11 protein-coding genes and 2 pseudogenes are annotated in these 13930 nt (G+C 43.5%); 6 read left to right on the forward strand and 7 right to left on the reverse strand.

Annotation, left to right across the window (positions count from 1 at the left end; genetic code table 11):
- Window positions 1-60: 60 nt before the first annotated feature.
- The gene (locus KW548_13105) at window positions 61-972 is read right to left on the reverse strand and encodes a LysR family transcriptional regulator (GenBank protein QXX06056.1); all 912 of its coding nucleotides are present in this window, start codon (window positions 970-972) and stop codon (window positions 61-63) included.
- A 93-nt stretch (window positions 973-1065) separates the two neighbouring features.
- Between KW548_13105 and KW548_13110 the strand changes: the two genes are divergently transcribed.
- The 6 genes from KW548_13110 to KW548_13135 all read left to right on the forward strand — a co-directional run bounded on the left by KW548_13110 (window position 1066) and on the right by KW548_13135 (window position 9414).
- Window positions 1066-1953, forward strand: coding sequence for an NAD(P)H-binding protein (locus tag KW548_13110; protein ID QXX06057.1), 888 nt, complete (start codon window positions 1066-1068; stop codon window positions 1951-1953).
- 647 nt (window positions 1954-2600) lie between these two features.
- Complete coding sequence (locus KW548_13115; protein QXX06058.1) at window positions 2601-5033, forward strand: ricin-type beta-trefoil lectin domain protein; 2433 nt, start codon at window positions 2601-2603, stop codon at window positions 5031-5033.
- A 353-nt stretch (window positions 5034-5386) separates the two neighbouring features.
- Entirely contained in the window at window positions 5387-5725 is a 339-nt protein-coding gene (locus KW548_13120; GenBank protein ID QXX06059.1) for a cytosolic protein, read from the forward strand.
- Between the two features lie 311 nt (window positions 5726-6036).
- Window positions 6037-6387: a DUF413 domain-containing protein gene (locus KW548_13125; protein ID QXX06060.1), complete on the forward strand. Its 351-nt coding sequence runs from the start codon at window positions 6037-6039 to the stop codon at window positions 6385-6387.
- The gene (gene gshB / locus KW548_13130; protein ID QXX06061.1) at window positions 6387-7427 is read left to right on the forward strand and encodes a glutathione synthase; all 1041 of its coding nucleotides are present in this window, start codon (window positions 6387-6389) and stop codon (window positions 7425-7427) included. Before KW548_13125 ends, gshB begins: the two co-directional genes overlap by 1 nt.
- Window positions 7408-9414, forward strand: a complete 2007-nt coding sequence (locus KW548_13135; GenBank protein ID QXX06062.1) for a flavohemoglobin expression-modulating QEGLA motif protein — start codon at window positions 7408-7410, stop codon at window positions 9412-9414. The genes gshB and KW548_13135 overlap by 20 nt, the downstream gene beginning before the upstream one ends.
- 227 nt (window positions 9415-9641) lie before the next feature.
- On the opposite strand, the pseudogene KW548_13140 reads toward KW548_13135, so the two are convergent.
- The 6 genes and pseudogenes from KW548_13140 to KW548_13165 all read right to left on the reverse strand — a co-directional run bounded on the left by KW548_13140 (window position 9642) and on the right by KW548_13165 (window position 13885).
- Window positions 9642-9921 (reverse strand): annotated as a pseudogene (locus KW548_13140) (IS3 family transposase).
- 242 nt (window positions 9922-10163) lie between these two features.
- Window positions 10164-10739: a hypothetical protein gene (locus KW548_13145; GenBank protein QXX06063.1), complete on the reverse strand. Its 576-nt coding sequence runs from the start codon at window positions 10737-10739 to the stop codon at window positions 10164-10166.
- A gap of 227 nt (window positions 10740-10966) precedes the next feature.
- Window positions 10967-11542: a hypothetical protein gene (locus tag KW548_13150; protein ID QXX06064.1), complete on the reverse strand. Its 576-nt coding sequence runs from the start codon at window positions 11540-11542 to the stop codon at window positions 10967-10969.
- A complete protein-coding gene (locus KW548_13155; protein QXX06065.1) occupies window positions 11539-12888 on the reverse strand; it encodes a peptidoglycan-binding protein in 1350 nt (449 codons plus the stop codon). The genes KW548_13150 and KW548_13155 overlap by 4 nt, the downstream gene beginning before the upstream one ends.
- Before the next feature lie 341 nt (window positions 12889-13229).
- Window positions 13230-13559, reverse strand: a pseudogene (locus tag KW548_13160) (transposase).
- Window positions 13560-13645: 86 nt separating this feature from the next.
- Complete coding sequence (locus KW548_13165) at window positions 13646-13885, reverse strand: hypothetical protein (protein ID QXX06066.1); 240 nt, start codon at window positions 13883-13885, stop codon at window positions 13646-13648.
- Window positions 13886-13930 lie beyond the last annotated feature (45 nt).

The raw sequence follows: 13930 nt of genomic DNA on the forward strand, positions 1-13930 counted from the left end.
GCAATTAACTTGGGTGGCTGTCGATTTGATCAAGGATGTGTGCCCGCTTAACGGCTAACCCTAAACCGTTTGCTGACAGACCTCTAAGATTTTGTTGCGCAGCCAAACATGGGCAGGATCATAGTGCAGTTTTTCATGCCATATCATTGTAGGGCTAAATGAAGGTAAGTTTATCGGTAATTCAAGTAGTTTAATTGGCATTGTTTTGGCCATTTTGTTGGCTAACTGACGGGGGGTTGTCAATATCAAGTCACTGTCGGCCACGATGTTAAAAGCCACGAGAAAATGGGGGACTTTAGCAACCACCCTTCGAGTCAGTCCATGCTGCTTTAACGCGACATCTACAGCACTGTGTCCGTGCCCCGTAATAATTACCGACACATGGGACATAGCCACGTAGTTATCTAGCGTCAGTGGCTGGCTAGCAACAGTATGCCCCTGACGAACAACACATACGTAGTCTTCATCATACAGTCGTCGGCTATAAAACCTTGCTGGCAAATTTTCAAACAGACCGATTGCCAGATCGGCCTCTCCTTGAGCAATAAGATCAACATTATCACGCGTTGATGGAGGCACAATTAAGTCCATTTTCGGTGCTAAACAAGCAAACATTTTTATCACTTCTGGCATCCACAGAAATGCCAAGTGATCGGCCGTGGCGATGCTAAATTGGCCAGATGCTGTTTCTGGTGAAAACTCAGCAGGGACAACAATTGCACGTGCGTCATCTAGTAACTTAGCCACCTGAGACGATAAGGCTAAAGCTCTTGGTGTCAGTTCCCACCCTTTCGCCGTTCGTACGATAATCCTGTCATTTAAAACATGGCGTAAACGTCCTAAACCCCGGCTCGCCGCAGGTTGACTCAAACCAAGCCGAGCACCAGCCTGAGTGACGCTGCCTTCTTTGATCAGGGCATCAAACAATTTGAGTAAATTCAAATCGACCTGGTAGACATCCGCTTTTTGCATACTGGTTATATCCTACATGCATTTCAATTATGTTGAGCAAATCTATACCATTCCTATATCAAAGTCTACGTTACGCTTAACAGGAAAAAGTCTATGAATACGAGTAAGTTATATGTGATCACGGGTGCGACTGGACGCACAGGTTCGGCCGCTGCCAAAACATTGCTAAACGCCAATCATCGGGTGAGAGTCATAGTACGCGATGCATCAAAAGCACAGGAATGGATAAACCTAGGAGCCGAAGTCGCTGTCGCTGATCTGAGTCACTCGTCGGATCTCGCTAAGGCATTTACCGGCGCTGACGGAGCTTATATTGTCAGTCCGCCACAATACCAGTCACACACACTGTTTACGCAGGCTGAACTGATGGCGCAGTGTATTGCACAAGCCGTAAACAAAGCCAAGTTGCCAAAAGTGGTCGTATTATCTTCAATCGGTGCAGACCAACCGACCAATACCGGCTGGATCGCGATGAATCGCCTCCTCGAGACGGCGTTAAAAGATAGCGGCGCTGCGGTAGCATTCTTGCGTGCGGCCTACTTCATGGAAAACTGGGCACCGCTCTTAACCGTCGCTTTAGAACAAGGCCAACTGCCTAGTTTTCTCTCTCCTACAGACCGCAAGCTGCCTATGATCGCGACCTCTGACATTGGCAAAATAGCGGCTAGCACGCTTTGCGAAGATTGGAACGGTATCCGAGTGATCAATCTTGAAGGCCCTAGCAGCTATTCACCAAATGACGTCGCAGCGCATTTAACCACCAAAGTAAACGTGCCGATTGAGGCAGCCACCATTGCCGAATCCGATTGGCCACAAGCGGTGTCACAGAATAAGTTTTCCCCCCAAGCCTTAGCTGGATTCATTGAAATGACACAAGGGCTCAACTCAGGCCACATTGCTTTTGCAGAAGATTCACAACTGGAGCACATCTCCGGGACCATCAGTCTCCATCAAGTTATTGACTCACTGGTTGGCCGCTGATCACTATCAAAGCGAGCTTGATGCTCGCTTTGTTCATGTCCCCATGCTGAGTGTAATGGTCCTCATAGTTCGAGATTCTGTCGGTGAAAAAGAGCAGCGATGATCACAAACGTCTTTATTACAACGATAACTGAAATCGAAACATCGGGTATTTTAAGCTCATCGAGCAATGAACATCTTGAACAATAATCTGAGTACTGATTCGACATCCCATTTAATAAGCCTAGTTAAAAACAAATACTAATTTAACACCTACTAATATTTTGGACCGACCAGTGATTGTAATTAGAAAATAAAGAAAACAACATATCATTCCAATTTATGAAATGTGACATTGGATAGATTATGGTGATATTTAGTTGTATTCATATTTATTTAACCACAGTCTTATTATTGAGAAATAATTGGCAGTTATAAATTTTATCGCATAGACAAAATACGAAATTACATACCCTATCGTTAATTTATCAAGCCGATGATATGAGAATCTTTCTATGACTCATTTAAACGCTAGATAGGGGTATGGCGTCATATTTACCATGTAATTTTGGGCTAAAAAACAGGAGGCGACTAATAATTAAGTGATTGAAATTTAAGAAGTAAACGAGCAATTTCATCAGAAAAATATAATATCAAGGAACATAACTTTGAAAATAAAAAACATAAACGCGCTTAGCTTAACAGCGCTAGCCTTGAGCATCTCTACACCAGCTATGGCTCAGCTATCAGATAAATGCGGTGCCTACGTCAATCGCCAAGCTGGCTCTAACCCCACGACGGGATATGACGGCGGTGGTGTCGCAATACTGACCGCCAACCAGATTATTACGACTAGTTTATCCTTGTTACAGCTTTCGACCGCCGAAAAGGTTTTCCCTTTTGCTTCGTTGTGGCTGAGAGGTTTTACCGAAGAGAAAACCAACGCACCGGATGCCGAGTTGGTTGGTTGCTTACAGGAGTTTGATCAAAGAGTATCAACACTTGAAGAGTATAACTTGTTTGGTGAAGCCAAAATTGAAATTACTAACAATAGAAACTACATCAAAACTAAGATCATTGATCAAAGTGACTATTCCGCACATAAAGAAGGATATAGAAAATACGATTCTGTTGCTGAAAAGCTTGGTGGAACGATCAACTACTTTTTGAATTCAACTTCTGGTCGTTCAGGCAACAAATACAGAGCGATAAAAAATGACGCCGTCATTGCCATGCTCCATTCTAAGATACTCGCATTTGCCCACAACTTAGAATACAACGCCTATTGTGCACAACGAGGCGGTTATGCGTGGAATAATAACGCGATCAACATGATGGCGACTCCGTCAGCCGCGAACTATGGCCAAATGGATTACGCTGCAATGAAAACCGCCGCAGACCAATCATGGCCGAGTGAAGACTTGATGACGTGGCGTAATAATAGAGCAGGATGCGAACTGGGCCGAGATGCCTACTCTAGATTCAAGAATCTATTAGCTGAGAGAGTTGGCACTAGCACAGTGGCTGAAGCACTTGCCAATCTCGGTTTAACCGTCACCCTACGGCCAGACAGTAACTTCCTTTCTGTTGCGATTAACAATGTTGGCGCCTCAAAGCTTTACCAATACCGCAAAAGTGTCGTTGGACAGTGCCACACTCGATTCAGACATTTTCAATCAGGCAAGAATCGACACGGAACTTTCATCATAGGCACTCGTGTGTGGGCCAGTGCTGAAGACTATGGACCAGCCAGTTCCGTTAAGTTTAATGTCTCTGATATGGAAGGCACGGGGAGTTATAAATCGAAAGTCGACCAGTTGAAACGAGAATGTGAATCATGGCGAAATCAACGTTTTAATGTCGCCTATGGTGAAGTTCGAGCTTATCTCAATTCTATCAAGACTATGCTTGAGTCCATCTCCCTAGTCGATTACATCCGGCCGGTCAATGAACTGGCGGGTAAAGCGCTTCCTTTTAAAACCTATAATATTAACTCGATACACCCCGAGTTCCCTCAAGGTTACATGTTAGTGCCTCAATTCACTGCCAACTTGTCCGGAGACATCTCAGGTAACTTTAATACCTATCAGATAAAACGTACGCCATACAACCAGTACCTGAAGCACAGTTACTCGATGGGCGTCACCACCAGCACTGACGGCTCTAGCACCGACAGCCATTGGGTGTTCTCACAAGCGTGGCCTGGGGGAGCGAAGCAGATCAAAAACCGCAGCACTGGCCAGTGTTTAATAGTCAATGACAAACAATTTAGCGCCACAGATTGTCAAAACTCATCAGCACAGTGGGATAATCGCAGTTTGGTTGGTGACCCGACAGCGACTCAAGTGTTGTTGAGTTCAACTAGCCATAACAATCGATGCTTAGCACTGGATGGCCCGATACAGGATTTAAGCCGCCTGATCGCGACCAATTGCAACTCAAACAATGCCACTCAGCAATTTCAAGCTGGCCCAAATGATACGCTAAAAGTCGGTAACTTATGCCTAGATGTTTTCAAAGGAAATGCGGCTGTCGGCGAGAAAGTCATCTCTTATAACTGCCATGGTGGTGCCAACCAGAAATGGATGTTGAAGAACAATGGTTCAATTCAGAGCTTTATGAACAACGACAAAGGAGAGGCACTCTGTCTGGAAGTGGATGGCAGTGGTAGTAACGTCACACTGCAGATATGTAATAACGACCAGATTAGACAGAAGTTTACGCGGCCAGCCACCCCATTGAAGGCACAACTGGTTCTGCACAAAAGCACGTTTAAAGGTCAATGCATAGTGGCAAATGGCGGCACGGTTACGACTGGTACTTGTAGCAAAACGAATGCAAACCAGCAATTTACCCTCGCTCAACACAACAGCATTAAGATAAATGGACAATGTTTAGAGTACTCAAATGGCAATCTCAGCACACAAAATTGCCACTATGGCTCGAACCAAGCATGGGAGCTAAATAGTGATGGCGGTATACAAGCTCAAGGCACAGCACAATGTTTAGAGCCGGCGACCAACAACAACGTGATTTCATTTGGATTGCAAACATGCAGTAGCACCAATCCCGCGCAAAGGATTATTCGAAAAGCCATCTAGTGACCCTATTGAACCCAATGAGATGGCGCAGTCAGTGTTTGGATTCGTTCCAGTCAAACGACTACCGATTGATCTAAATAGCAAACGCCGCTAATACAGCGGCGTTTTTATCGGTAAAATTAGCATTTTAAGCCTGCGTATTTGCCATTGTGCGCGGTAAAATTATCCTACGCCCCCTTCCCCCAGATAGAGCGAACATTCATCAAGCATAAGGTTGGAAAACCACACGTTTGATATTAATCCGTTGAATACCCTAAAATCGCTCAGAATCACCGCCTTTCAGCACTTAATCTCTGCTAGGTTTGCTCCCTGATAGTGATACAATCCCCGCATTAGAATGACCGAGATACTTTATGTTTATCCATCACGTTAACGGCATCGACTGGCTGGTGATTACCGCTTTTGAAGAACTGAAACCTCTATTTATCGAAGACGCAGGTACGATCCCCTCATGTTTCTCTGCTGCGAGCGAACTGAACCTGATTGATCAAGCCAAGCGCCGTTATGGATATTTGCCCACACTCAGCGGCATTATTACCGATACTGGCACCTTTCAACGCCAAGGTGACCAAGAAGACTTGAATCCACAGCTTGCCTGCTTAGTCGAGGGGCGTGGTCGAGTGTTTATCTATCACGGCGGCTTTGTCGCTTTTGTCGATGACGAGCAAACCTTTATTACTCGCATGGACTGAGGATTAGTCGGTAAGTTGAAGTCAGCGGATGGCCCCCTTAAACCACCTAGCAAAACGAGTGGCTAAAAAATCTGTGAGACAAAACCAGCGTTGTGTAAATGGTGCCTGTCCTGATTAATTCGCAATTCGCTGATTAATTCGTGAATAATTCGCGCGTTTGCTTCACACCCTAATAGAGCAAAGGACATCTCTATAACACTCTAAACGATAAAAAAAACAAACCTTAACGACAAATATATTTTGTTGTTCAGTTGACCTATCTACGAATATCTTTCGCATATCAATAACCCTACTTAATCGAGACGATTGCGATGTCTTTTCAAGAAATTCGACAAGGTAAAACGCACTTCTATGATAACGTTCATTTTCCACGCGGATTTTGTAAATCCGGGGACTTCACGTTAGCTGAAGGAGATATCCTAACCTACTTCGGTAACACACTACTTGGACTCGAAAGCGGTGAACTCTCACCAGAAAGCCAAGCGGAAACTGATTTTCTAGAGGTTGTGCGAGGGAAAAAAGAAGCGAGTTCGAAATTAGAGCGTACTTGGATGAAGTATGTAACGCTCTCTCGTGGTAAAAAACGTTTTCACACTCTCAATAGCAAGCCAGCAGTCGCTGATGATGACTACAACAATTACGATTTAGTCGAGGACGAATAATGCACATTTGTTTCCTTATGTACCCTTGGGAGCGTGTGTGCCCAGAAACAGATACTACTCTTCGCCTTGTTCATGAATGTGCCGCACGTGGGCATACTGTAGCAATTACAACCACCAGCGGATTAACAATCCGCGACAGTACTGTATTTGGCTTCTGTAACGTTTTAAAAAAAGGGCAGAAAGTCTCTGAGAAAATTCCAGCTTTCTACCGCCAAGCTGACTTCTCAAAGGCACGTCTACCTATGGCTGGCTTTGACGTCATCTTCATGCGTGCTAATCCACCTTTAGATAACCTGGCACTTAACTTTTTAGACTCCATCAAAGACGACACTCTTATCATCAACGATCTAGAAGGTCTGAGACTCGCAAACAACAAACTCTACACCGCAAGCATGGGCGGTGCTGCGAGTAAATTTATCCCCGCAACACACGTATCTAAAAACCGTGATTATTTGCAACGCGTACTTGAAGAAAGCGACAGTGAAAAAATGATCCTCAAACCGTTAAATGGTTTCGGTGGTCATGGGGTGATTGTCATTGAGAAGAATGCTCAACAAAACTTCCGTTCATTGCTAGACTTCTACATTGGTGAGGGCGACCAAAGTAACTACGTTATCCTCCAAGACTATATTGAAGGTGCAGAAGAAGGCGACAAGCGTATTTTAATGCTCAATGGTGAGCCGATTGGTGCTATGAAACGCGTCCCAGCAGCGGGAGAGTTTCGCTCTAACGTGCATGCTGGTGGTCGTGTGGTTAAACACAGTATTACCAAAGAAGAAAAGCGCCTATGCGCAGCGATCGGTCCAAAACTGGTGCGTGATGGCCTTTACTTTACCGGACTGGACGTCATTGGCAATAAACTGGTCGAAGTAAACGTTTTAAGCCCTGGTGGCATTATGCGCATTAATAAGCTCAATCGCGTACGTCTTCAACGTCAGGTTATCGATTTTGTAGAGAACATTGTGAATTCAAAACACGTTCTACAGCAAAGAAAGAGTACCTTCCGCACGGCAGTCGAGAATGCCCACATTGAACCATAATCAGTACTCACTTAAAGAAATGCTCTCGCTGATCCAGCGAGGGCAACCTTTCTCTGGCGAACTCATCGATGCAGGCTGTTTGGTCAAAATTGATGAGTACCTTCCCGTTGTTTGTACTGCCATTCATGCGGGGTCTCGCTTGCGAACTGATTTAATTCATCGCTGTGTTCTGAATAAGTCTGAGCGTTTGTTCGAAGAAGATCCTTTCACAGACGATATGATTGCTTCGCAGCCAATTACCATCATCGGCCTTGATTCAAGATTTGAATATGACCTTAACCGTGCATTAACCTTAAGCACCTACTACAAGTCAGCATGGAATCGTTTGGTGTGGAAGAAACCACTCAGCGCCAAGCATCGAGCAGAAAGCCATCGCAAACACAATGCGTTTTATACTATCTACGAAGCCATCATCGCCAAGCTTGAATCCCTACACAGCAGCGTTGTGGTGTTTGATATGCACTCCTATAACTACAAACGCCAAAGCAGTGATGCACCAGTCTTTAACGTTGGTACCGCACAGATTGATATGGAGCGTTGGGGGTCAGTTGTACAACGTTTTTGCTCTGAATTAGCGAAGGTTTCATTACCAAATATCACCACAACCGCTGAGATCAATGGTGTATTTGAAGGTAGAGGCTATCTGATATCACACACCAATGCCCATTTTGACCGCACTTTGGTTTTACCAACAGAGGTCAAAAAGGTGTTTATGGAAGAAGAGTCAGGCACACCATACCCGTTAGTTCTAGAGGCCCTTCAATCTGGGTTAAAGGCATCATTTAGCCAAACTAGCGCTTTTCTACATCGAAAGTTCAATAAAAAACGTAGCATCAACAAAGCCAATATGCTGAGCTCACATATTGAACCCAACCTAATCACTGTTGATAAGCAGCTGTATCAATTAGCAGGTAAAGTCGAAACATTAAAATACGTCAATCCGACCAATCTGCAGGCTGAGTTCAAACGTTTTGAGTCAGCGCCTAGTCGATACACACCTAACTATCGTTATCGACAACTTCCTATTAACGTTAGTGAATTCAAACAAAAGCTCTACCGGTTACCGATAGAAACCATTTCTGACCCAGATATGCGCCATCTGTACAACGAGATGGTACAAAAGCTAAACGACAAAATGGACTTACTGACGTCAGTGGGTAGTGAAGCGTTTCTTTATAATGCGCTCCGCTACCATGGTAGACCAGACGAAAAAGATCTTAATAATGCGAGATTCCTTTTATACGCCAAGCTGCTTGATGAGGGGAATAGTGAGCCACTCGATTCAGCGACTGCTCTAAAACACCTCTCACGAGCAGCGGTGAAGATGGGCATGCGATGCAAGGTAACTGGATCTAATACTCTGGCCGCCAAGGCGATGGTGACAGCTAACCCGCCGACTCTGTATGTGAATAGCAAAGCGATTTTTTCAACTCGAGAGCTAGAACGGTTGGCTCAACATGAGCTTGGTGTACATATGGCGACTAACTATAACGCTCGCTCCCAGCAACTGAAGATCCTGAGATTGGGTCTGCCTGGCTCAACGGTATCGCAAGAAGGTCTAGCGATTTTAGCGGAATATAAATCAGGCTATTTGTCTCATGAACGCTTGAACATGCTGGCAAAACGTGTGCTCGCTGTAGACTCAATGCTGAAAGAGCATAACTTCTACCAGACATACAGTTATCTACACGACGAATTAAAACTTGACAAGGTAAGTGCTTTTTCACTGACCACTCGTGTATATCGCGGTGGCGGTTTTACGAAAGACCATCTCTATCTGAAAGGGTTTTTACAAGCCCTAAACATTGAAAAATCTCGCTCAATCGACAACTTGATGGTCGGAAAATGTAGCTTCCGCTATCACGATTTGTTAGATGAGCTAATGAACCGTGGCTGGCTCAAAAAACCGACATTCCTACCGACGGTAAGCAGACCCGATAATCGTGACCACACACTTGATTATTTGATTGAGTCGTTGGTGATATAGAGAGGACACACCAATCTACCCACCCTAAAAAAGCGAGCACTAAGTTCTATGGAATCCCCTGATGATTTTGATGAAAATCATCAGGGGATTCCTGCAAATTTGAGCAACGACTGCTACTCAACGTAGTAAAGTGACCACTCGCAAACCAATCTTCCCGAAAGACAGATTGGACAAAGCTTGTTCGCTATTTGATCAATTCTACGCTACATGAATTAGCTTCAACGTTAACCAAGAGGCTGATAGTAAACCGTTGAACGAGCAATATTGAGCAGTTCACATTGGCGTTTAATTGGCAATGGTGTGGATTTAACCAGCGGGAGTTTTCGCTGGGCTCGGTCTAACGACCGAGTACTCTGGCCAAAAAATCATTTTCCATGGTCAACTGACCGATCTTGGCATGAAGGTTGTATTTTGAGCCAATTCAGCGACCGTTTTGTCACCTTCAGCAGCCGCTAATGCCACCTTAGCTTTACATTCAGGAGAGTGGTTTCTACGTTTTCTAGTCATAATCTGTTCCAATGTTTCTGGGTACTATCACAACCGATCAATCACTTAAAGTCATGTCCGAAAATTGGGGGCCACTTCTCTTCTCAACTTCATTCAAACACCTTAGCTTCCCATAGCTTGTTAAAATTATTCCTACGTAAACCATAACTATCAGTACCGCTATCACGACCTTTAGTGAATCATTGTTCTACCGAAACAATCCACTGCGCACTAAACCATCGAATTTCAATAAAATATGGTATTTATGGACTATGAAACTGTGGCTCCATAGGGTCTTGAGATTGTTCTGGGAACTTCTCATAAATTTCAGGTGTAGAAAGAAGCGAACCAGACCTAAAAATCTCCCCTTTCAATTTAGATTGCTTTTCACAGCGCTCTAGAAATAATCTCACGCTTTTAGTTGAAGAGACATCATGCACACTAACATGACATTCATTATTAAATGAAGAGAGCAAATATCGGTAATCATTAATATAAAAGTAGACGTCATGCCCTTGTAAATTAGGCCCTAAACGGGCGTGATAAGTTAAAAAGCGCCCTCTTGGTGGTTTTTTATCACTTGGGAACTCTAACTCGATACTACCTACATCTCCATAGCGGTATTTCACGTAGCCAGTATCAGGGCTGTAATGCTGATAAGCGCACAAAGACGCTAGTTTTCCATTTTCTAGTTGAGCATTAAAATAGATATCTTCATCATCTTGACAGAGTGTCCGATTCAAAGTGTCATCTTCTTTAATGATCAACGGATGAGCATAAACTGTTGGTACACATACAACGTTAACAATTAGAGCCGATAATAACCTTCTCAACTTCATTCAAACACCTCAGCGTCCCATAGCTTATTAAAATTATTCCTACGCAAACCATAACTACTAGTACCACTATTAACAATTTCCGTCACCGAGTTAATAGCGGAATCCTCTGCTCCAGCATCGGCTTTCAATAAGGCAAAAAAACCGCCATTGCGAGCTTTAGTGACTCATTGTTCTACCGAAACAATCCACTGCGCACTAAAGCATCGAAGTTCAATAAAATATGGTATTTATGGACTATGAAACTGCGGTTCTATAGGATCTTGAGATTGCTTTGGGAACTTCTCATAAACTTCAGCTTCATCAAGAAGCAGCCCCGTTCTGCGTCTATCTACTTTCAATTCAGATTGTTTTTCACACCGCTCTCGAAATAATCTCACGCTTTTAATTGAAGAGACATCATGTACACTAACACTACATCCATGATTAAATGAAGAGAGCAAATATCGGTAATCATTAATATAAAAGTAGACCATATGCCCTTGCAAGCTAGGCGACAAACGAGAGTGATAAGTTAAAAAACGCCCTCTTGGTGGTTTTTTATCACTTGGGAACACTAACTCTACACTACCTACATCTCCATAGCGGTATTTAACGTAGCCAGTATCAGGACTGTAATGCTGATAAGCGCACAAAGACGCTATTTTCCCATTTTTTAGTTGGGCATTAAAATAGATATCTTCATCATCTTGACAGAGTGTCCGATTCAAAGTGTCATCTTCTTTAATGATTAACGGATGAGCATAAACTGTTGACAAAAATACAACGTTAACAATTAAAGCCAATAATAACCTTCTCAACTTCATTCAAACACCTTAGCTTCCCATAGCTTGTTAAAATTATCCCTACGCAACTTATAACTATCAGTGCCACTATTAACAGCTCTCGTTACCGAGTTAATAGCGGAATCCTCTGCACCAGCATCGGCTTTCAAATAGACGTTGTTGACTAACCAAAAGTTCGCTGCCGAGCGTGTGGCATACTTAACCTCCAACAATATCTCCGGATGATTAACCGCATCGATAATATCATCAGGCCAGCGCGCTTGGTGAGCGGCATGCCATTCATTAAAAGCAGTGTAGTTATCACGGCCAGTTAACTGCTTCAACCCTCGACCTCTAAAATTCCAACCGTCATCCGTTGTTAAGTAATCACCGTTACCTAACTCGTCTTCCCGACCTCCGTATATAACATTAAACAGCATGCGTTTATCATCTTCAGATGGCCTTGTGCCATCTTTTTTTACAAAAAAACCATTTTCTTTTCTATCGATGCCCAGAACATCAATATATCGTTTGCCGGGATGAAGTTTATGATCTGCTGGGTATTTTCTCTTTCTCCCTGTCTCGAACTGAGAGGTGTCTAATACCGTAGTCCGGTAATTGGTGTATTCTGCCATATTCAAAGTAGGCCCAGTTTCTTGCATTATCTGCGCGAAGAAATGAGTCCTACGCAAAGGGGTATCAAGCTTATAAAACTCAATATGGTCATTGAGCTCATCCACGATACCTTGCAACAGGTTTTGCTTGCTACTGCTTACCCTTGGGTACACGGCTTGTAGCATCTCAAGTGTAAACATAAATGAATACTTCCACTCTTCAACAACGGCCTCATCTAAAGCCAGAATGGTGTTTTTGTCGACAATCCCATTCACGCCGCCAAATGGGTAGCTTTTATGCGTGGTATGTGTCGGTTTATAGTGGGTTTGAAACTGTTTCACTGCGCCTTCTGTCGCGCGGCCAAAATCGCCATCAGCGCCAGATTTCCCCAAGTCAAAACCCAATGCCATCAAGGCCTGTTGGATTTTCTTTATTTCTTCAGTATCACTGGCGCCTTGTTTAACAGCATGAAAATTGCCGCCCGCCAACTGATTAAGAGGTTTTGACTCTTTCAATATTGAAGATTTCAACATCATTGTTTGTGTTGGTTTTCTGTTCTTGGCGAAAAACTGCAAATGAAGCTTATCTAAACTGTCTTTGGTACCATTTGCCTCGCGCTCGGCAAGAACGCGCTCTCTATTTTCAGCCCACCGTTGTCGATCTTTCGCGGTATAGGTTAATTCTGCTCTCCGCTCTTGACGGTGACGTTGTGCTCTTTCTCGGGTGGTTTCTTGCCTTTCTTCTGGCTCATCTGGAAAAGATTTATAACGCATTTTAAGTTCGCTCACATAAGAAATGGAGCTAAAATTGTATAAATATCGTTCAATGCGTTTTCAGGCTACATCACCATTATTATTATGATTTAACATTATTTATCAGCCCTGCTCTCACTAACCCGCTAGTGATTTAGGTTGATTTAGGGGGACATGATTTAGGGACAGGCACCATAAGCTGCCTGAGCTAGTCGCACACGTGTTATGCGCGACTTTTTCGGGACACGTTTCCCTCATTGATATGGGGTTTTAGTTTCAAATTTCTGGTACTGCAAGTCACTGCTCACACAGAGATTTGACTCAATAAAAATCTAAAGCGAAGCCACTTTAGATGGTCAAAATCTATTGCGGTATTTGGTCGGAACTGTCTTCGAGCGTTTACTGATACAGGTGTATTCTGGGGACATAAGTGAAATATCTAATAACTCAAAGATAGAGTCGAGAAAACCTTGAAGAGCACGCAATGGTATTGAGAATATCCTTTTAATCATCAAGGCAGTTTCAATCGCTGTATCAGAGTACTGAAAGCCTCTACCACGCTTACCATAATGGGTTTTGCATCGCCATGCATCTACGGCTGAATTATCTATCCAGAACGTAACCGAGCCACGTTTGCAAAGAGCCTTATTGTACTCCGTCCAGTGAGTTATCTTCTTTTTTGCTTTACCAATGTCACCGCCGCTCTAGCCATTGCAAAGGTTCAGATAGCAGGACTTGAAAAAGGTTCAACTGATTTAGGCAACAACGCCATAGTAAGCTAATAATTCACATATATATAATAAGGTCTTTCTCGATCTTTCCAATCCCCGCAGTCTCCAGATCCCTTAACAACAACAGATTGCTTTTGTGCAGCTGCGGATAGTAATAAGGAATACATAGCTTTACCTACTTCTGTTTCCAATGAAAACGCCCACTCTTCACTAGGGCATTCAGCCGGAGCGTTTGTATGTGTTGTGACTTTAAACATTACAACACCATTTGGTGCTTCATATGACATGTTTTTTTCATGAACGTAGATTCTGGAAATGGTCCCACTTCCTTC

The sequence above is a fragment of the Vibrio neptunius genome (genome assembly GCA_019339365.1).
Lineage (GTDB): Bacteria > Pseudomonadota > Gammaproteobacteria > Enterobacterales > Vibrionaceae > Vibrio > Vibrio neptunius.